The 21,015-nt window shown below is 54.7% G+C and carries 16 protein-coding genes; 7 read left to right on the top strand and 9 right to left on the bottom strand.

Features of this window, described 5'->3' with window-relative positions; genetic code table 11:
* Positions 1–4 precede the first annotated feature (4 nt).
* From Pla100_RS26435 to Pla100_RS26425, 3 genes are read left to right on the top strand one after another with little or no spacing between them, the layout of a single operon-like run.
* On the top strand, positions 5–235 hold the full coding sequence (locus Pla100_RS26435; RefSeq protein ID WP_146581719.1) for a hypothetical protein: 231 nt from the start codon (positions 5–7) through the stop codon (positions 233–235).
* Positions 232–1,341: an efflux RND transporter periplasmic adaptor subunit gene (locus tag Pla100_RS26430; protein WP_146581717.1), complete on the top strand. Its 1,110-nt coding sequence runs from the start codon at positions 232–234 to the stop codon at positions 1,339–1,341. The genes Pla100_RS26435 and Pla100_RS26430 overlap by 4 nt, the downstream gene beginning before the upstream one ends.
* On the top strand, positions 1,331–4,636 hold the full coding sequence (locus Pla100_RS26425) for an efflux RND transporter permease subunit (RefSeq protein WP_231603645.1): 3,306 nt from the start codon (positions 1,331–1,333) through the stop codon (positions 4,634–4,636). The genes Pla100_RS26430 and Pla100_RS26425 overlap by 11 nt, the downstream gene beginning before the upstream one ends.
* Before the next feature lie 104 nt (positions 4,637–4,740).
* Here the strand turns inward: Pla100_RS26425 and Pla100_RS26420 are convergent, their stop codons facing one another.
* The 9 genes from Pla100_RS26420 to Pla100_RS26380 all read right to left on the bottom strand — a co-directional run bounded on the left by Pla100_RS26420 (position 4,741) and on the right by Pla100_RS26380 (position 16,604).
* The gene (locus Pla100_RS26420) at positions 4,741–8,904 is read right to left on the bottom strand and encodes a DUF7133 domain-containing protein (RefSeq protein ID WP_146581715.1); all 4,164 of its coding nucleotides are present in this window, start codon (positions 8,902–8,904) and stop codon (positions 4,741–4,743) included.
* 347 nt (positions 8,905–9,251) lie between these two features.
* Complete coding sequence (locus tag Pla100_RS26415) at positions 9,252–10,376, bottom strand: alpha/beta hydrolase (protein ID WP_146581713.1); 1,125 nt, start codon at positions 10,374–10,376, stop codon at positions 9,252–9,254.
* Between the two features lie 25 nt (positions 10,377–10,401).
* Positions 10,402–11,913: a sialate O-acetylesterase gene (locus Pla100_RS26410; protein ID WP_146581711.1), complete on the bottom strand. Its 1,512-nt coding sequence runs from the start codon at positions 11,911–11,913 to the stop codon at positions 10,402–10,404.
* A gap of 77 nt (positions 11,914–11,990) precedes the next feature.
* On the bottom strand, positions 11,991–13,019 hold the full coding sequence (locus Pla100_RS26405; RefSeq protein WP_146581709.1) for a zinc-binding dehydrogenase: 1,029 nt from the start codon (positions 13,017–13,019) through the stop codon (positions 11,991–11,993).
* The gene (locus tag Pla100_RS26400; RefSeq protein WP_146581706.1) at positions 13,016–13,711 is read right to left on the bottom strand and encodes an orotidine 5'-phosphate decarboxylase / HUMPS family protein; all 696 of its coding nucleotides are present in this window, start codon (positions 13,709–13,711) and stop codon (positions 13,016–13,018) included. The genes Pla100_RS26405 and Pla100_RS26400 overlap by 4 nt, the downstream gene beginning before the upstream one ends.
* Before the next feature lie 53 nt (positions 13,712–13,764).
* Positions 13,765–14,388 carry a 3-keto-disaccharide hydrolase gene (locus Pla100_RS26395; protein WP_231603643.1) on the bottom strand — a complete coding sequence of 208 codons (624 nt, stop codon included), beginning with the start codon at positions 14,386–14,388 and terminating at the stop codon, positions 13,765–13,767.
* Positions 14,389–14,763: 375 nt separating this feature from the next.
* The gene (locus Pla100_RS26390; protein ID WP_231603641.1) at positions 14,764–15,381 is read right to left on the bottom strand and encodes a 3-keto-disaccharide hydrolase; all 618 of its coding nucleotides are present in this window, start codon (positions 15,379–15,381) and stop codon (positions 14,764–14,766) included.
* Positions 15,382–15,771: 390 nt separating this feature from the next.
* A complete protein-coding gene (locus Pla100_RS26385; protein ID WP_146581700.1) occupies positions 15,772–16,056 on the bottom strand; it encodes a sulfatase family protein in 285 nt (94 codons plus the stop codon).
* A gap of 32 nt (positions 16,057–16,088) precedes the next feature.
* Entirely contained in the window at positions 16,089–16,604 is a 516-nt protein-coding gene (locus Pla100_RS26380; RefSeq protein WP_146581699.1) for an EF-hand domain-containing protein, read from the bottom strand.
* Positions 16,605–17,219: 615 nt separating this feature from the next.
* Here Pla100_RS26380 and Pla100_RS26375 point away from each other — a divergent pair.
* The 4 genes from Pla100_RS26375 to Pla100_RS26360 are packed head-to-tail and all read left to right on the top strand — an operon-like array spanning position 17,220 to position 20,833.
* Complete coding sequence (locus Pla100_RS26375) at positions 17,220–17,945, top strand: YceI family protein (RefSeq protein WP_197168255.1); 726 nt, start codon at positions 17,220–17,222, stop codon at positions 17,943–17,945.
* A 20-nt stretch (positions 17,946–17,965) separates the two neighbouring features.
* Entirely contained in the window at positions 17,966–18,808 is an 843-nt protein-coding gene (locus Pla100_RS26370; RefSeq protein WP_146581695.1) for a methyltransferase domain-containing protein, read from the top strand.
* Positions 18,809–18,836: 28 nt separating this feature from the next.
* Positions 18,837–19,664, top strand: a complete 828-nt coding sequence (locus tag Pla100_RS26365; protein WP_197168254.1) for a methyltransferase family protein — start codon at positions 18,837–18,839, stop codon at positions 19,662–19,664.
* An 8-nt stretch (positions 19,665–19,672) separates the two neighbouring features.
* Positions 19,673–20,833 carry an MMPL family transporter gene (locus tag Pla100_RS26360; protein ID WP_197168253.1) on the top strand — a complete coding sequence of 387 codons (1,161 nt, stop codon included), beginning with the start codon at positions 19,673–19,675 and terminating at the stop codon, positions 20,831–20,833.
* Positions 20,834–21,015: the final 182 nt, after the last annotated feature.

Here is a 21,015-nt window from a genome sequence, read left to right as displayed (position 1 = left end):
CCCTATGACTATTGAAGATCCTCATCACGCGTTGGTCGATCGAATCCAGCGAATCCTTCAACGTCTCGGCTTCGACGATTGCGACGTGCTTGACATCCATGAAGGGCGGGCGAAATTGCTAGCCTCGGAAATGGATCGCGACGATCAATGTCTGATCCAAGCGGCGATACGTGTGATTCCCGGTGTTCAATCGGTGGTGTTTGTAGACCATTCGGAACAGGAAAACAAATTATGAAATCGATTGCCTTTCGCAGGTGGACGAGCGGGATCGTGCGAGTGTTCACGGTGATCGCCGGACTCGTCGTCTTGGTGATTACCATTGGCTGGCTATCCGGGATGTTTGAATCGAAGGTTCAGCCGGGACGCTCCGATCGTCATGTCCGTCGACTCGCCAATGAACGGACCGATGTCGTCCACGAAATCGAGAAATCAACGATCGAGGAAGCTATCGGAACGCTCAAAGCGTCCAGCCGGACCGTCGTGTCATCAAAGATTATGGCAACGATTGATGAGATTGCCGTGGTGGCAGGCGACCAAGTCGAGCAGGGGCAAGTTTTGATCCGGCTCGACGACAAAGAGTATCAATCGCGATTGGATCAAGCAAAGCGAGCGCTCGATGCGGCGATCGCGAATCGCAAACAGGCGGAAAAACAATATCAACGAGTTGAAACACTGAGCCAACAAAACGCCGCCTCGCGTTCTGAGTTTGATTCCGCCTCGCGTGACGTTCAGGTAACGCTCGCGGACGAAGCTCGCTCCCGCCAAGCCGTTTCGGAAGCGGAAGTGATGTTGTCGTACACGACGATTGACGCCGCAAAAAGCGGCCGGATCGTCGATCGTTTGGCCGAACCGGGAGACATCTCCCAGCCCGGCGTCCCGATACTGGTTCTTTACGATGCGACGTCCTTGCGATTGGAAGCACCCGTGATGGAACACTTGGCCGTCCAGTTGAAACCGGGCGACCAACTCAAGGTCTACGTCGACGCGCACCAGCGTGAATACAGCGCAACAGTCGACGAAATCGTTCCGCAAGCCGACGCACCGAGTCGTTCGTTCTTGGTTAAAGCAAGTCTGCCTAAGTCGGACGATTTGTATGAAGGTATGTTTGGACGACTGTTGATTCCGGCGGGCGAGCGACGTCACCTTTGTCTTAACACCGACGCACTGATCGAGGTCGGACAACTTGAGTTTGTCGACGTGGTTCTTCCGGAGGGAACGATCGAGCGCCGCCTCGTCAAGATCGGCCAGCTTGGGATGCCGGGACGACGAGAAGTCCTCAGTGGTGTCGAGGCCGGCGAACGAGTCCTGATCCGCTCCGAGGAGACATCCGATGCCCAATAGTATGGATGCCGAGGAACCGAATGTTCCAATGATGACTCGCATTGTCGAGGTCTTTCTTCGTGGCGACGTCGCGATACTGCTGATCTTTGTTTCGTTGATGTTAGGGGCTGCCGCGTTGGTGCTGACTCCTCGTGAAGAAGAACCGCAGATCGTGGTGCCGATGGCCGACGTGTTCGCATTCGCACCCGGTCTCTCCGCGGCCGAGGTCGAGCGTCAAGTCACCGATCGCCTCGAAAAACTGCTTTACCAAATCGACGGTGTTGAATTCGTGTACTCGATGTCCCAGCCGGGGCAGTGCGTGGTCACCGTCCGATTCTATGTCGGCGAGGACCGCGAAGATTCGCTGGTGAAGATCTACAACAAGATCAATTCTTCGGTGGACCAGATTCCATCAGTCGTGGAGTCTTGGGTCGTTAAGCCGATCGAGGTCGACGACGTGCCGATCGTGATCGCGACCTTGTGGTCCGATCAAACGCGACGATACGGCGATCACGAACTGAGACGCATCGCAGAGGAAGTTCAACATGAATTGCAGGCGATTCCCAACACCAATCGTGTCGAAGTGGTCGGCGGTCGCCCGCGACGGATCCTTGTCAATTTGGATGCGCAGCGTCTAGCGGCGCATGCCACCTCTCCGATGCAGGTCGCGCGGGCGTTGCAGGTCAGCAACGTCACGGCACGCAACGGAAGTTTCGAACAACAAAACACCCAATTCAATGTCGAGACCGGCACATTCATCCGCAGTGTTGACGATCTGAATGAGATCGTTGTGAATGTCTCCGGCGGTCGCCCTGTCCATTTGAAGAATGTCGCAACGATCACCGATGGACCGGCGGAACCGGATAATTACAGTTGGATCGGGTTCGGCGCGGCCGATGAAGAGCACTCCGACAAGACCGAAGTGTATCCCGCTGTTCATATTTCAGTGGCCAAACGCAAAGGAGCCAACGCTGTCCACGTCGCCCATGCGGTCGATGCAAAACTTGACGAATTGAAAACGACCCATCTGCCCGATGGCGTCCATTTTCGGATCACCCGCGACTACGGCGAAACCGCGAACGAGAAAGTCAATGAACTGATCGAGGGCCTCTTGGTCGCGGTGCTCACCGTGATCGGATTGATCGGTTTGACGATGGGATGGCGTCCGGCTCTCGTAATCGCGTTGGCGATTCCGGTCTGCTATAGCTTGACGTTGTTCATCAACCTGATGGTGGGTTACTCCATCAATCGGGTGACGATGTTTGCGTTGATCTTAGCGCTCGGGCTGCTCGTCGACGATCCGATTACGGATGTCGAGAACATCGCCCGCTATTTCACGATGAAGGTCTTTCCACCGCGGAAGTCGGTGTTGCGAGCGGTTCAAGAGGTTCGGCCCGCGTTGATTCTTTCGACACTCGCGATCATCGTCAGTTTCTTGCCGCTGGCATTCATCACCGGCATGATGGGACCCTACATGGCACCGATGGCGCTCAATGTTCCCTTAACGGTGACGGTATCGACGGTGGTGGCGTTCTTGATCACGCCTTGGCTGGCAATGGTATCACTGAAGCAACTCAACGACACGATTGGTGAGGAACAATCATACGACCTTAAGAAAACGGTGCTTTACCGATTATCCCGTTGGATGTTGTCGCCGATTTTGAAAGGCCGCGTTGCTGCCGTGGCGGTGCTATTGCTGATCGCTGGCCTGTTCGTTGTCGCGTTGATTCCACCGGTCATGCGGTGGGTTCCGGTGAAGATGCTTCCCTACGACAACAAAAACGAGTTTCAAGTCGTCATCGACATGCCTGAAGGCACGACGCTGGAACGTACCGATGTGGTAGCACGTCGGCTGGGCGCGTTTCTGGGAAGTCAGTCCGAAGTGAAGGATTATGAAATCATCGTCGGCAAGTCCTCACCGATGGATTTCAATGGTTTAGTTCGGCACTACTTCTTGCGGCAGGGAACCAACGTCGCCGACATACGCGTGAATCTTCTTGCGAAAGAACATCGCGTGCAGCAGTCCCATGAGATTTTACTTCGTATCCGGGACGAGATGACAGCGCTAGCCGAATCAATGGACGCGAACATCAAGTTGGTCGAAGTTCCACCGGGGCCGCCGGTACTCGCTTCGATCACGGCGGAGGTCTACGGTCCGCCCGATGGGAACTACGCCGCCCAAATCGATGTTGCTCGTACCGTCAAGAAGCGTTTGCGATACGAACCCGGAGTCGTTGATCTGGATACCAGTGCTGAGGACGACCAAGTCCGGTTCGTTTTTGAAACCGACAAACAGAAAGCCGCGTTGTCGGGTATTTCCACCCAAACGGTCGCCGACACCATCGCGACGGTCCTCAGCGGCCACAAAGCGACGGTTTTCCATTTGCCGCGTGAAGTCGAACCGTTGTGGGTTGAATTACGGCTTCCACGGGCGAGCCGATCGGCGCTCGATGATCTTGAAGAGGTCTATGTGCAAGGTGACGCGGGGCAGTCGGTGCAGCTGGGATCGTTGGGCGAGTTTCGTGAGACGATTGAAGACAAGACAATCTATCACAAGAATTTGCGACGAGCTGTTTATGTTTACGCCGAAGTCGCCGGAAGGCCACCGGCCGATGCGATTGTCGATGTGGAATGGGATCGATCATCGAGTGCCGCGATCCCGAGTGACCCAACACCGCGGCCCATCAGCCAGCGATCTTGGATATCGCCCGGTGGCGATGTCCCTTGGTCGGTTCCCTCTGGCTACGTCGTCGAGTGGGCTGGCGAGGGTGAATGGGACATCACGCTCGATGTTTTTCGTGACCTCGGGTTGGCATTCGGTGCCGCGTTGCTCGGCATCTTCGTTGTCTTGATGTTTCAAACCGGTTCGCGAACGTTGCCGGTCCTCATCATGTCCGCCATCCCACTCTCGATGATCGGGATCATGCCAGGTTTCTGGGGGCTCAACGCGATCATGAATGTCCCCGTCGGCGGGCATCCCAACCCGGTCTTCGTTACGGCCACTGCGATGATCGGCATGATCGCGTTGGCAGGAATCGTTGTGCGAAACTCAGTCGTCTTGATTGATTTCATTCACTTGGCCCAAGCCGAGGGGCACGATCTGCGCGAATCGATCATCCGCAGCGTCGCCGTCCGCACGCGTCCGATTCTACTGACGGCGGGAACGACCTTGCTGGCCAACTGGGTCATCACGCTCGATCCTGTTTTCTCAGGCCTCGCCTGGGCGATCATCTTTGGAATCGTCACATCAACGTTCTTCACATTGATCGTGATCCCGGCGGCCTACTGGCTTCTCTATCAAGCGGATTCAGCTTAGAGCCTTTCCGAAGAGGGGTCTGACCCTGTCCGGCGATACCATGAAAGTAACGAATATCGACTCGCCTCCAAAAGGTCAGACCCCTTATCGGACACGTCTTACAACTACTGAACTTGGCTGAGTGACTCAAGGTAGTCGAGCAATGATGCGAGTTCGTGCGTGCTGTATTCGTTCATCACGCCGGTCGGCATTACCGAAATCGCGGACGTGATTCTGTCTTCGATCTCGTCTTTGCTGATCGTGTGTTCTTTCGCCTGTTGATCACGCAAGGTCACTTGGTCGCTCTCCTCCAACGTGACAAACCCTGTCAATACGTTCCCGTCGATCGTTAGGATTGTGTTGGTAGCGAAACCCTGAGCAATCGTTTTGCTGGGATCCAAGATAGCGACGGCTAGATCAGGCCGCTTGTACGTTTTCGCGATGTTCCCCAGATACGGTCCCTTTTGGGCTTCGTCCTGGCTGACCGTATGGCAGGAAACGCAGTTCGCCTTGGTGAAGATTTGTTTGCCCAGTGACACGTCCCCCTTCATCGCGACCACCTGTCCGACCGCATCGGCGGGTGACAATGAACCGATCTTGGGAGTGTCGTCGGTCACCTGCGATTGAATCTTCATCTTGGCTATCGTGGAATTGGCAATCTCAGCGATCGCCGGGTCTTGGTCGTCACGAGCGGCCAGTATTTTCTGGTCCAGATAATGGTTGTCGACTCGGGCTGCCGCTTGCATTAATCGCCCCCGCCGTTTGGCATCTTGCCATGCTTTCTCGATCGCCGCTTTCGCCGCCTCGGCGGGCTCGGGGCTGGCATTCGGCTTGGTCGCGACGGTCAGTAACGCAATGTCGGCCCAGAAACCTTGGTTGGAAACATCTTTGGCGGCGACCTCTTGGTAGATCGGTAGGAGCGATTCCAAATGAACGGAACGCAAAAATATCTCGCGAGCTTTGTTCTGCTCATTGCCGGCGCTGCGTGACCGGTCGAGCGTTGAGAGTGCCGCAAGCATTCCGGTCGATGCCTCCGGGACATTGAGTTTCGCCAATGCGGCCATCGCGTCAACGAGAACTACCGGATTGATGTCATTCTTGGTGGCTGCTTTCATGAGTAGGGCGACTCCGTTTTGCGGGATGTCGTCCGCTGACGCTAATTGCGAAACCGCTGCGGCGAGTAGTTCATCGTTCGACATCGCGAGTTGCAGCATTTGGTCGCGTGCTTCGTCGGAATGGATTCGATTGCGATGCATGGCTTGCAGCAGGTCTGCTGCATCGCTGGGACTTGCCGAATCGAGTGCGGCTTTCAGGATGCTCGCGATTCGATTCGTTTCGCTCCATGGTTCCGGTTGGTAGTACGGGCCGCGCGTGTCAGGTCGTGTCCCCCAAGAATCACCCTTCCAAGGGCCTTCGGTGTGATAGAGCCGACAAAGTGCCACGAGAATCTCTCGCTGTAAAACAGGTTGGGCTCGAGGCAGCCGTTGGATCAAGCCATCGACGACTTCGGGCTGGTGCATCATTGCGAGGGCACGGAGAATTAGTTTTGACGGCTGCGTGCCGTCGTCGATTGCTTGCATGCAGGCTGTCGATGCATTGCGTTTGGCGAGACAACGGACCGCCGTGTGAACGACGACTGGATCTTCACTCGACATCGCTTCAATGCATTGTTGATCGGTCGCATCCGATTGAAGTTGATCGAGCAAGTTTCGCAACGGGCTGCGAGATGCAACGCCTGCTTCGAGCAGCTGCTTCCACGCCGAATTGCCACGCCGGATTAATTCGCGTTGGGCTTCCACTCGACGGCGATAGCTCGGTGATTCCAGCACATTGATGAGTTCTTGATCAGTCGCCGATGCAAAGTTCGGCATCGGAGCCGGCTGGAACGACTTCGGCTTGACGCAAACGATGTAGCCGACATCCGGTCCAGCCCAATTGAACGTCGCACCACGCCAACTGGCACAATACACTCGGCTGTTCCCATCGACGTCCGCATCGGTGGGGCGTGTCATCTTAATGAACGACTTCGGCGATTCGGTCTCTTGGTAGGTTGCACCGACGGGGGCGACCGTATGACGATAGAGCGATCCGGTGCCCCAGTCGGCCGTGAAGGGAGCACCATTCCAATCGCCAAATCCCGGCTCGTCGATGTAGACCGCACCGCACCCGGAACCGCCACCGTAGTCGGCCAGCGGTTGCACACATTCGTCGTTGAAGTTCTTGTAGAGACGAGGATAGCCGTGGTCATCCATCCCCGTGAAGTGATGCAGCCGAACGTCCCATCCGCCACCGTCGTTGGTGTTATCGCGAGTGAACATATCCATCGTGGGGCTGATCGCGACCTCGAGGATGTTACGCGTCCCGGTCGAGTAAACTTCCAAACCGGTTCCGTCGGGGCGGACTCGGATCACGCCACCGCCGCGATGAGTTAACTTTCGTCCGTCGGTTCCCTCGGCGTCGATGAAGCCAAAATCACCGCCGGCGATATAGAGCCAACCATCGACCCCAAGGCTGACGCCGTTGGTCGTGTGATCGGCGGGCCGCTTGTTGTAGCCGAACGCGAGATTTTTCACGAGCGTCTTTTGCTCATCGGCCACTCCGTCGCCATCATGGTCAATGAACGCGCTCAAATTGGGCGGATGCATGAGATACAGGCGATCGTGATCCCAAACCAATCCTCGGGGTGAGTCGATCTCGCAAAACACCTTCGTTTCGTCCGCTCTTCCGTCACCGTCTGTATCCCTCAATCGAATCACGCGGCCCCGTTGAGGATCTCGGCCGAGCGAACCGTTGCCGTCCGAACTTACGTAGACGGTGCCATCGGTCGCCGCCGCAACGAACACTGGATAGTTCACCGCCGGCGGGGCGGCAAAAACAGTCACGTCAAATCCTTCGGGGACTGTCACATCACGCAGGATCTGAGCTTCCTCGTCGGGAGATCGACTCTCGATTCGTGGAGGGACATTGCCGCGATCGACGTATGGATCGCTCTTGACCGGGACGAACGCTCCGTCGGCTTTCGGGTCTGCCGGCCATAGCGTGCCAATTCCCTCGCCCTTGAGTTGAACGTTCCACAAACTGCACCATCCGGCGTGGCTGCCAACCCCGGTAATGCGGATGTACTTGACGGCGGTCTGGTTTGCCAGTGAATCCGCGTCCTGGTTGCCGCTTGAATTTTTTGTCTTGTCGAGCAACGTAATCCATGTCGTGGCGTCAACGGATCCTTCCACTTGATACTGATAGGCGGCGTTTCGGGATTCCCAATCGATCGCAATCTCGGTGAGCACATGCGGTTGCTCGAATTCAAATTGCAGCCATTGGGGATAGCTGCCACCGTCGGCACACCACCGCGTTTGTCGACTTTGGTCGATCGCATGATACGGAGGATGGCCGCTCTGGGTGCTCGATGCGGTGACCTTCGTAAAAGTTGCATCGGCGGGCGTTTCACCGAGGTCCATCGGATCGATCGGCTTGTACTTGTCTTTGTCGATGAAGGTAACTTCGCCCTCGCCTTGGAAGGGTCGCAAATACTCCGGCGTTAACTTTCCACATGACCAAAGTAGTCCGCGGGTGATCAGATCTAAATAACGAGGGTCACGTACGGTTTCGGTGTTATGCCCGATCGTGGTACTAAAACTACGAGCGCCTGCGGATTCATTGGTCCAAGCCACGATAGCTTGTTCGACTCGCCGGTTGTCACCGGGGATCTCTTGCTTGCCGATAGCGAGTGGGTGCGCGTCGAAAACTTTGACGTTGTTGTAAAGCTCTTCGCGGATCGTCGTCCAGTCCTCGAGCGTGTTCGTGATGGGGTGATTGGTGTCAACAAAGCTGATCGCGATCGGTTCTTGCGGTCCGTGCCCGCTTGATTGCAGTCCCAGGTGTTTGAACCAAGCGTCGGTCCCGGTACGAAAACTGTGCATGGCGCAGTGCAGATGAACGGCCGGCAACTTCTGATGGACTTGAACGATTCGGTTCACGATCGCTGGGTCCTTGATGTCGGCCGCACACTCATCGTGAATGATGACGTCGTAGTCTTCCGCCCAATTCAACTTCGAGTACAGCGGCAGCACTGGTGCCGTCGTCGAATTGTCCGTCCAATAAACATCGACACGAATGTTCGCGCGAGCCTCAATCCCTTTGCGGATCGCGTCTTGCTGGTTCGCGTAGTCGTGGCAACAACCACCCGCGATCAGCAACGCCCGAAGTGGACGAGTTTCATCGGCAAGACCGATCTCTGAAAGACAAGAAGCGGCAAGGAGCAGACAGGTCAGCAGGGTCCAGCGAAACATCAAAACGACTAAGCCTCAAGGAAAATTAAAACTAGTGGTGTGTCAATTCTTAGGTTTAGGGGAACCCGAACGCGCGGGGGACTGTTGATTAGATCGTAACCCGATGCGTCAAGGTCTGTTGATTTAATCGTTTAACGGCAAGCCGCAGGCGACGGGGTTTGAAAACGCAGGCGCCTGCGGCTTGCCGTTAAACGAAAACTCCCAAACGTGCACTCAATCAACACGCCGGTCAGCGAGGGATTGAAATGCAGACAAAATCAATAGCCCGCTAGCGCCGTCAGCTGGCTTCGCTAACCGCTATTTTCTATCCGGACTCACCACGAGGAGCTGGAACTGACACGAAGTCATTATTGCGAACTCGACTTCGCTTGGTAACCGTGCCATACCCATTCGATCGCGTGAGGTAGGAACTGTTCTTTCGCGTTTCGCACTCCGTGGCCGGAGTTTTGACAATACAGATATTGATACTCATAACCTTTGGCTTGGAGCACCTTTGCCATGCGATGGTTGGCCTCGACCCAGTCGTGCATGCCGTCACGCATCACGTTCGGGTTGTAGTTATCACGGTCTCCAACGGCCATGAACAATCGAATGGGCTTTTTGGGTGTTTCAGGGATCAGCTTGTTGTGGAAGCCCCAGGCTCCGTCGGGCGTCTCGGGATTGAAGGGCCACTGCTGGTTCACGAACGTGCCCGATGTTGTCAGCACGCGATGATACAAATCCGTGCGATACCAAGCCATGATCAATGCGGCTGATCCGCCTGAGCTGTTCCCCATCGTGGCACGACCGTCGGGGTCTTTGGTTAGCTTGACGTTACATTGTTTTTCGACCCTTGGTAGTACCTCAGCTTCGATGTAATCGGCAAGCATGCTGGACATCGTGTCGTACTCTTTCCCCCGCTGGTGACCCTGCGCATCGCCACCGCCGTTGGCGACCATGATGGCAATCAGTGGCGGAACGCGACCTTGAGCGATCAGGTTGTCCAGGATGCGAGGAAGCGTCATGTCGGGACGTCCTTTGGGACCATCGTGACAGACCATGAAAGGAGCCTCTCCGCCGGGCACATACTGCGCAGGCACGTAAACGGTGATCTGACGCGTGTAGTCGATCTCATGCGTATCGACGATCAAGGTCTTGGGATTGTTGGGATCAATGGTACCGAAGACTTCGCGAGCAATTCCTGGATTGAAGAGCTCGGTGTCCTTCGAATCGATCGTGAACTGCTCAATACGGCCCTTCGGAACACCAGCGACGACAGAGAGTTCTGGAGCCGGCAAGTACTCCGGACCGACGAGAAAATTACCATTGGCATCGAGCGGCGGATTCATGCCGGGCCCGTCGTCGAGTCGAACGAACGGCGGTGAACCGGCGGCATCGAATGGACGCGCATGCGGTTCGGCGTTCGCTTGCCCGATTGGCGTGATGAAGATCACGACTACGGAAGCGAACAACAGGTGATACGTTTTGATCATAGAAGATTCGTTGAAGGACTGCTAATTACTTTGAATTGATCGTGACGCCAGGCCAGTCATCGGTGCGGAATGGTGTCAGCGGTAGATCGTCTTTGTTGTATAGGTTAACGATCGGGTTGTCCGCCCAACCATAACGCACGGCCGCAGGACTCTGCACTGCATCGGCCGAGACTTCGACGCGACCGTCTGGCAAGGCAGTCGCCTTGGCATTGACGAATTGATGGTCTTCACCGGCGATCGTGAAGCCTCGCAACTCGTTGACATCGAACGGACGCCATCCGTTGCCGATGTGATCAAACGACAAAACGACTTTGTTGCCCGTTACCTCCATCGACTTGTATTGCGGGCTACGAAACGGGATCGAAAGCCCGTATTCATTGGCAAGTGCCCAGCGGGCCAGACGCATTCCCACGTCCACTTTGTTGCGAGGGTGGATGTCTTTTCCTTCGCCAATGTCAATGATGACCGCCTGGCCGGTGTGCGGAAGCTTCTCCATCGTCATCGTTTGCGCTTCGCGAAGTTCGGCCCAGGCGCTTTCAGCCGGTTCGGACTTTTCGCCCATGAAGTCGGCGAGTTGAACCCAATAGAAAGGGAAGTCGCCTTGCCCCCATTCTTTACGCCACGAATCAATCATCAGCGGAAACAATTCGCGATACTGGTACGCTCGGCCGGCGTTGGATTCACCTTGATACCAAATCGCACCGCGAATTCCGTAGCCCAAATGCGATTTCAATACGCCGTTGTAAATGTTGCCAGGCCGACTGTTGCCACGCATTTGATTGCCAAGATTCTTGAACTCCTTCTCTTCGTTTTCATTACGATCTGTTTTAGCTGATAGATCAGCAAAACGGCTTTCACTGTTGGACCAACGCTCCATCAACGGCTTGAATTGCTCGTCGGCAGCGAGCGTATCGCGATTGATCCATGCTTCACATGCGGATCCGCCCCAGGCGTTGTTGATCATGCCGATCGGCACATTCAACGTTTGGTTGAGTTGCCGCGCAAAGAAGTAGCCAACCGCTGAAAAACCGCCAACGGTTTGTGGGCTACATACCATCCATTTTCGATCGTTGTGCGACCAAATGGGATCTTGTGTTCCGACCTGTGGAAAGTTGATCATTCGAATATTCGGATGGCCTGCGGCGGCTTGCTCGAGTGCGAAGTTATTCGAGGCGGAAACCGACCATTGCATGTTCGATTGTCCCGAACAAATCCAAACTTCACCCACAAGAACGTCGGTCAATCGGATCTCATTTTTGCCTTGAACGACTAGTTCTTTCGGTTCGCCAACCTCCATCGGATCGAGCGACACACTCCACTGACCCGCGTCATCTGCCGACGTGGAATGTTTCTGAGAATCGATGGTCACAGTGATGGATTCACCGGGCTCCCCCTTCCCCCAAATTTTGTTGGAATGGTCACGTTGCAGGACCATCGAGTTGCTGAAGATGTTAGGGAGAGTGACATCTGCAATCGCCATTTGGCTAGCCAAGGCGATCGAAAGAAACAATCCAGCCCGAGAAAAACGACGAATCATCAATGACTTCCTAATACGGTATTAAATAAAGAAAACGTTAAATGGTTGAATCTGGAAAAGACGCGATAGATCAATGTTTACAACGGCTTCAGGACGGACTTAACCACATCGCCCTTGTGCATTTTCTTAAACGCATCGTGCCACTGATCGATCGGCCAGACACCGCCAATGATCGGCTGGACGTTGAGCTGGCCACCTGCCAGCAGGGCCAACACCCGTTCCCAGATCGGCCAATTATGACTGAAGCTTCCCTGGAGTGTGACATTTTTCTGGACCAACGGGTCGAGATTAAAATTCAGAGGTTGCGGTCCCCAACCGACCTTGCTGATCCATCCGGCGGGACGGACGATGTCCATGGCGATCTTCAGCGTCACGCTGGCACCAGCCGCATCGATTACACCGTCGCATCCAAGCCCGTCTCGCTGGCGTGCCCAATCGATCGGATCGCCCACGATTTGTTCGCATCCGTAATGGTCGCTGGCAATCGCCAAACGATGCCGATCCGATTCCAAACCAACCAGTGCCACCTGGGCTCCGCATAAACGAGCCATCGCCGCGCATAGGATGCCAATCGTTCCCGGACCGAGAACGACGACTCGGTCACCCGGTTCGATCCTTGCATTGCGAACCACCGCGTTGTAGGCCACGCAGCAAGGCTCAGTCAGACACGCATGTTCGAACGGAAGAGTATCAGGGACCAAGTGCAAGATGCGCGACGGGACCCGGACGTACTTCGTCATTGCACCATCGACGCCGTAGCCGAATCCTTTGCGAGTGGGGTCCAGGTTATACAGGCCACGACGCGACATCGGATTGCATTGGTCAATGATGGCAGCCGTCTCGCTAACCACGCGATCTCCTTCCGCCCATCCTTCGACCGCAGACCCCGTCTGAACGACGTGTCCACCGAACTCGTGTCCGAGTACAACGGGATAGTTGACCGGCCAAGAATGATCCGCCGTCCATTGATGTAAGTCGCTGCCGCAGACACCCACATTGGCAACTTCCAGCAAGACGTCGTCGGGGCCGATGGTTGGCTTCTCGATCTCGCGAATCTCGACGCATCCTTTCTCGGGCGCGAAGTTAACAACCGCGGCTGATTTCATGATCCTACCTTTTGTTCGTGAACGGCATCACAGATCATTCGGAGCGACGCTTCCAGGTCTCCGTCGGCTGTTTTGAAAGCATCCGCATCGATCGTCAGCGGTGCCCCCAAGACGACGAGCGGAGCACCGTACTTTGGACACTCGATCGCCTGTTCGAGCGAGAGGCCACCGACGGCTTGAACGGGGATTCTCACCGCCTCGACGACTTCGCGAAGTCGGTCGAGCGGGCTTGGCATTCGTTCGCCCCTCGCCGCGATCCCACGACGCTCGTCGTAACCGATGTGGTGAATCACGAAATCACAGCCGAGATCTTCAAGCCACTTTGCGCCGGCGACCATGTCTTCGCAAACCATGTTGTCGCCCATCACCTGGCATCCAAAATCAGCACCGGCCTTGACGACACAGCGAATGGTTTCCTCGTGGGCGCGAGCCATCACGACCACATGAGTCGCGCCGGCCTTGGCCATCATCTCGGCCTCGAGGTACCCGCCGTCCATGGTCTTCAGATCGGCCACTATCGGCGTCTGGGGAAACGCGGCTCGCAACGCGCGTACCCCGTGCAGGCCTTCCGCAAGGATCAACGGGGTACCAGCCTCAAGCCAATCCACGCCGGCACGCATCGCAAGGTGGGCCGTTTCCAACGCCTCGTCGATGTTGGTCAGGTCGAGTGATATCTGAACGATCGGTCGCATCGCGGGTCTTGCCTGTGGGTTGCTTGGGAATCCGTTCTCACCGAAGAGTTTGCTCAGATCTCACGGATTCGCAGGTTTCGCCAGCGGACTTCGTATGGACCTTGACCGGCACCGATTCCATGGACCTGTAAGCCAATGAACCCTTTGGGATGCGACCGGTAACGTTCTTCGTGCGTCAGGTCAGAAATCGGCGTGCCGTTAATCCAAGTTTGAATCAGCGGGCCTTTCGCGACAATACGATACGAGTTCCACTGGCCGTCTTGGAAAGTATCATGCGGTTTGCGATCGGCGTCCGGCGTCATCCATCCGCCGGCAGCTTCGCCATAAATGTAGCCTGCCATCTTGTCGAGCGAGATCTCGACTTGCGGTCCGTTGACACGTCCTTCAGGTTTGTCGCCTTGGCTTTGCGAGCGAATTTGCACGCCTGAGTTCAAACGGCTATCCACTTTGACGTCAAATGTCAATTCAAAGTCACCGTAAGATTTGTCCGTGCAAAGGAACGAATTGGGACTGCCTTCGTTCGTTTTTCCAACGATCGCATCACCTTCAACGCGGTAGGTCGCCGTCCCGTTTCGTTGGTGCCAGCCAGTCAAGTCCGTGCCGTTGAAAAGTTCCACGAAACCAGCGTCTTGGGCGAGTACCGTCGGAGCAATCAGGAGCGTCAAAAAAGCACTCATGCAAAGGTTCTTCATCGATCAAATTTCTTTCAAAGGGGACAACTGATACTACTTCAAGCACTGCAACGATTGGCTCTTTGTTCCCATCGTAACCCGAAGCGTGAGCGAGGGATACTAACAGAGGATTCAATGCCACTAAGATCCCTCGCTCACGCTTCGGGTTACGATTAAATCAACACGCCGCTAGCGGGCTGTTGATTTAGTCCTCATTGAAACCCGAAGCGTGAGCGAGGGATACATACAAAGGACTTAATGGCGCTCAATCCCTCGCTCACGCTTCGGGTTACGATTAAATCAACACGCCGCTAGCGCCGTCGGTTCACTCGATCAACAGCTGATCGAGAGCCGGGGTTCAGTTTTGACCTCGTAGCCGGATCAAGGGAGTTCCATAACTTCCACTTTGCGGATGTGCACGATGCTGCCCGGATCATGATGTTGGAAGGCGAAGTGACCTTCCTTGAAAGTCAATGCAAAATCCAGGTACTCATAAAGCTCATCGCCATCGACGGTGACTTTGATCCGCGTCATCTCGCGTCCACGCCAAACGTCATCACGAACTTCGATTTCGTACGTGAACCAAGTGTCGGGTTTCACGAGCTCTTTGTACACATGGCACATTCCATAGATCGAGCCGGTACGGATCGGATCGGTGTGTGTGCTATCAATTTGTGCTTCGTAACCGTCGGCGAAACCGGGGCGTCGCGTCGTGCGAAAATACATTCCGGAATTACCGCCGTCGCTGATCTTGATCTCCGCACGATAGCGAAAGTTTTTATACGCCTTCGTCGTGTTAACTAGCATCGAGGCTTGCCCGGACCCACTCAGCGCCCCGTCTTTGACTTCCCACTGACTTTTATCACCGCCGATCATCTCCCATCCTTCCATGGTTTTACCATCGAACAAGGACTTCCACTGGCCGTCCGCTGCGACCGCAAGCGAACCAATTGAGACAATTGACAGTACGAAAACGAGTCGAAGAGACGTAAGCAGCATGGTGAAACCGATTGAGAGAGTGAAATGGCAATGACACACGCATTGATAGATTCGCATGTGGCGGCACAGTTTACCAAAACGCCATCGGTTCGCCACTTCGAAATGTAGAGCCTATCCGAAAAAGGGTCTGACCCTCTCCGGCGATGCATTTGCTGGCCTATTGAAAGACAAAAACAGCCTCGGGGCATTCCCTCTTTTTTGTAGTATCCATTCGCCAGTGTATAGTCAACTGGCCTGCTAAAAGGTCGGTATTGACGCGAACTTTCCAAGATTTGTTTTTGTTCCGCATGCCGGCTTGGCTCCGACTTCTAGCGAGTATCGCGAGAGCGTCTTAGGGCCGAAGGCCAGGCCGTTTGCTAGCGACACGAACAAACGGCCGGGCCGTTGGTCCTACCCGGCAAAGCGATGCTGGTACATCCCGCTCATCAAGTCGGCACGCGAGGGGGAGCAGACCGGATGCGTCGCGTAGCCGTCGGTGAACCGCACGCCGCTGTTGGCGATCGCATCAACGTGAGGTGTTGGAATATCTTTGCATCCGTAGACACCAATATCAGCGTAACCAAGGTCGTCCGCGAAGAAGATGATGATGTTGGGTTTCTCAGCGGCAGTCACAAAGCCGACAAGAGATAAAGTAAAAAGATGGGTGGGCAAAAAGATAAAGATGATTGACAACATTCGATTCATTCTTGATTCCTGTTTGCTGGATTTCATTTTTCTGCCCTAACATCGTTTTGCCCGTCTCGATTAAACGCGATGACTGTCAGTTCGCTTTTGGAGTCGCCGTGAAGCTTCTTCGTTACCCCCTCAAGATCCGCAAATTCGAAGTCAGGGACGAAGCGACCGATGCCGTGCTCTCCGGGAGTGATCAGCTTCGGTCCTTGGCGAACCGGAGCGTCAAGTGACTTTGCTGGCTCGGCTGGAACAACCTCGTCGTTCGAGTTGTTCCTTCCCATGGCTCCGCCAATTGCATTTTTCAATCGACCGCGCAAGGCAGCTCGCGTGGCTTCTTCTTTTGTGATCTCGCCGTTGCCATCCATGTCGAGGGCTTTGAAAATAGCCGGCTGACGCAACTCATCCGGCGTGACTTTTCCATCGCGATTGTCATCGAGTTGCTCGAATCGCTTTTCGATTTCTTGCTGTGCATCGACACGTTTAGCCACAACAGCAAACAAGAACATTATCGAACAGGCGGAAACAGTGTAGATAGAAAACTTACGTATCATCGGAGTACTCGCAAGACAGCGAAAAAAGGGCAAAAGGATGGGGACAGAGATGATGGGAAACAAATTTGTTAACTTGCATTTTTCTTCCCCACCATCTTCTTGCCCAATTTATCCCCATCCTAATTACAACATCTGTCCCGCTGCGGCACTACTGCCAAGATGAGTTTGGCAAGGTCGCGTACGAAGTGGTTCATCATGCTTTTGAAGTCCACGGCTCGTTGAGGCGGATCTTTCATGAATCGATCTATCGCTCCACTCTGAACCAGATACTTGGTAACAGATCGATCCAAGAACTGGAGAAGCGAGTCGGCAGTTTGACACCGGTCTGGGAATCCTGCACCTCGACCCGTCAGGTGAACAGCGACGTCTCGATGCCGGTGCTGCCAAGGTGAAAAAGTCTGTCCAGCACAGTGGACAGTATCTATCCACGGGAGGAAAAATAACTACGTGAGGAAACCCATGGAACAAAATTCGTTGCCGAATCTCGCGGAATTTTCCTTCATCGGTTCAACTGATCTTGGTTCGGTACCCGCTTTGCATTCACAATGCGACTCGCGGCAGTTTCATCGGACGATGCCCGCTATCTTACCCAGCAAAATCTCAAAGGATGCTGATATGCGTTGCTCCCATTCTTATCTCACTCGGATCAACGTGGTGGCAACGATCGCGTTGGCGTGGATCATCTTCGCTAGCATCGCTCCCGTCGCTTGTTCCCAGGACGCAACCACGCCTTCTTACAAGCCGGGCGATGTCCAGACTCAAGCGAGTCGTGTTTATGTTTTCGTTGATAAAACAGGACTCGGCCACCAACACGGCGTCGAAGCGAAGTTGTTGTCCAGCAGACTGGAGTTGGGGGCGGACCAGAATGCAGGAAAACTCACCTTCGACATGAACTCCTTCGACGCCGACACGCAAGCTGCCCGTAAGTACGTCGGCCTGCAAGGAACGACCGACGAGGGAACACGCTCGGCGGTAAACAACAATATGAAGGGATCGGCGATCTTAAATGTTGCTCAATATCCCACTGCGACTTTCGATGTCGCTTCGGCAATCGCTACCGGCCAAACCGGTTCGGACGGATTGCCCATCTACGAACTCAAGGGCAACTTCACACTACACGGCACGACGCATCCGCTGGAGTTCAGCGTCGAAGTCGAGCAGACCCGTGGTTGGTTGCACGTTCGTGGTAACTTTGTCATCAAACAAACGTCGTTCGGCATCACTCCGTACTCGAAAGCCTTCGGTGCAATCGGTGTAGCTGACTCATTGAAGATTTACGGCGATCTGTTTGTCGCTCCGACAGCTAACGTCGCGATGTCCGACATTCCAACGCGTCAATAATCAATCTTTGCGGCAACAACATGATCTCGATCGACGGAGTACAGAAAAGCTCCATACGCAGCCACTACCAACTCGGCACGCTGTTCTATCGTTTGCTTTGGGGACCTCATATCCACCATGGCTTGTGGAGCGGGGACGAGTCGCCCTATGAAGCTCAATGCAATTTAACCGACACGCTGGCCGATCTTGCCGGCATTTCCGCCGACGACAAAGTTGTCGATATCGGTTGCGGGATGGGCGGATCGTCGATCCGTTTAGCAAAGATGCGAGGGTGCGATGTCACCGGGGTGACGCTCAGTCCGCTGCAACGCCGCTGGGCTGCCGTTTCATCGAAGGTTCACCGAGTCGGCAAGCGTACGCGGTTTTTGGCCGAGGATGCCGAGAAAGTTGTCTTTTCAGACGGAAGCTTTGATGTGATGTGGAGTGTGGAATGCACCGAACATCTTTTTGAAAAACCTGATTTTTTTCGCAAAGCTTATCAGTGGCTTCGGCCCGGTGGCCGCATGGCGATCTGCGTCTGGTTCGAAGGCGAAGACACGACGCGCGAAGACCATCGCCGACAATGCGAAGAAGTTTGCGAGCGATTTGTGTGCCCTTCTTTGGCGACTCGCGACGACTATGCCGCATGGATGACTGACCACGGAATGAAAATCGTCCACAACGTCGACTGGACTGAGAGAGTCACCCGTACTTGGGAAATTTGCAAGCAACGGGTGGATCGAAGCGGCGTACGACATCTCGCTAAGATCCTCGACAAAGAACAAGTCGATTTTATCGACGGGTTCGAAGCGCTACTCAATGCGTACCGAAGCGGCGCGATGCAGTACGGGGCGATCGTCGCCGAAAAACCTAAACTATCGTAACGCCGAACGCGTCTTGGAGAACAATACAATGGATGTCTCGATCTCACACTCGCCAAGCACATCAACGCTGCGTCGTTTGACAGGGTTGAGTTTTGGATTCGGTAACCAGATCTTGTTCCTCGTTACGGTATGGTTTCTGTTTTGGTTTCTTCGAGACGGGGCGATCAGCCGGTCTCACGACGATTGGATCGCGCGAGACTGCGGACTGGCGATCTTTTTCGCGTTTTCACACAGTGTCATGCTGGTACCCAAGACTCGCAAGTATCTGACACGGTGGATCCCCCAAGCATTCTACGATAGCACGTTTTGCGTTGTTACATGCGTTAGCTTGTTGGCGTTGTTCTTTGGATGGCGAAATAGCGAAACCGTTCTTTGGGAGGCGAGCGGCCTTACGAAGTCGTTGGTTCGCATTTGTTTTTATGGTTGCTGGGTAGCGCTCTTTTACTCGTTAGCGCTGACCGGCCTGGGATACCAGAACGGATGGACGCCGTTTTACTATTGGTTACGAAACCAGAAACCACCGCGACGGGAGTTTAGACCGCGCGGTGCCTACAAGCTAATCCGACATCCGGTCTACCTCAGCTTTCTTGGGCTGATCTGGTTTACGCCAACGATGACGCTCGACCACGCCGCTCTCACCGCGATTTGGACAAGCTATATTTTTTATGGGAGCTTCTTAAAGGATCGCCGACTAGAACATTTCATCGGCGAACCGTACAAAGCTTACGAGCGATCGGTTCCAGGATATCCGTTTGTTACGGTCGGCCTACTCGCCAAAAAGCCGCTCGTTGCGGATCCAGTGACGCCGACGTCGCTTCCTTCGGAGCACTCTCAACGGCCTCGCGTTGCAGCATGAATGAGACAATGAACCATCAACGGTTCAAAATTATTCTGCTCTACCTGTTACTGCTTTCACCGTGGATTGCTGTCGGAGCGATCGGTGCACTCCGTCCAGCCGCAAATTCACCGCTTGACTGGGTTGATGCCAGCTTCGCTCCACGAGCCGATTACGACGCGTTCAGCGAGCGATTTGGAGCGGCGGACGTTGTTGTCATCAGTTGGCCTGGCTGCACGCTTGAGAACTCAAGTCTTGATCTATTCTGTCAGGCGCTGCGGGAATCGCCATGCTTTTTTGAGAATGGAAAATGGCTTTTTCATCGAGTTGTTTCAGGGCGTGATCTCCATCGAACCTTCTCAAACTTCGCGACGAGGCTGAGCGATCAACAAGCCCGCCAAAGACTTTCAGGATCACTGCTAGGTCCTGACGATTCCACGACCGCGGTCGTGATCGCATTCAACAAAGAAGGCCTGCGCCAACGAACACGGCTAGTCCCGCTAATTCAATTGGCGGCATCCAAATACGCCGGAGTCGAATACTCGCAGCAGCACTTGGCTGGGCCGATCATGGACGGGTATGCCGTCGACCGAGCTAGCGAAATGACGATGAGTCGCTATGCACCGATGTCGTCGATCATTGTGCTGTGCGTCTGTGTTTTATGTCTCGAATCGTTCTATGCTGCCATTCTCGTGTTTGCGACGTCATGCATTAGCCAAGTGATCGCACTGTCCATTCTGCATCATTGCGGCGGCGAGATGACGGCATTGATGATCGTACTGCCCCCTCTGATCCAGGTGCTTGCCATCGCAGGGGGGATTCATTTAGTCAATTACACCATGGACGCGGCTAGAGATACAGGCGATCGGACCGCTGTTGCAAAAGCCGTTCAGATCGGCTGGCTACCATGCGTTCTCTCTTCGGCTACCACCGCCATCGGTCTTGGATCACTCGCCGTTAGCGGATTGACGGCGGTGCGTGAATTTGGCGTTTTCGCAGCGTTCGGCGTAATCGTAACGGTCGCGGTTTTGCTAGTTTTGTTGCCCGGTTTCTTGGCTTGGCGATCGATTGAACTTAAACAGCAGAAAACATTCGACCGCTTGAGTTTTTTGTGGACATGGCTGATGAACTTACAAACCAGGCACGCGTCTCACATCTGTCTAATCCTCAATCAAGCGACTGCTGACTGAGGTTTTGGCTGAATTTTGGCGTTCATTACAGGCGGACCGGGGGCTCGGCTTGGTGTTGGTTCGTGATCGAATTGGCATGGCGGTGGTCTTTCGTGGCTGGGTGGTTGCGGCGGTACTGAAGCATCCAGACTTCAGCTTCAACGTGCGTTGTGCAGTCAACTTCGCAGCGGCATCGAGACGTG

Origin of the sequence: Neorhodopirellula pilleata (assembly GCF_007859915.1) — a bacterium.
Classification (GTDB): domain Bacteria; phylum Planctomycetota; class Planctomycetia; order Pirellulales; family Pirellulaceae; genus Rhodopirellula; species Rhodopirellula pilleata.
Note: the sequence above shows the minus strand (reverse complement) of the source record. Positions and strands in the feature narration are given on the sequence as shown.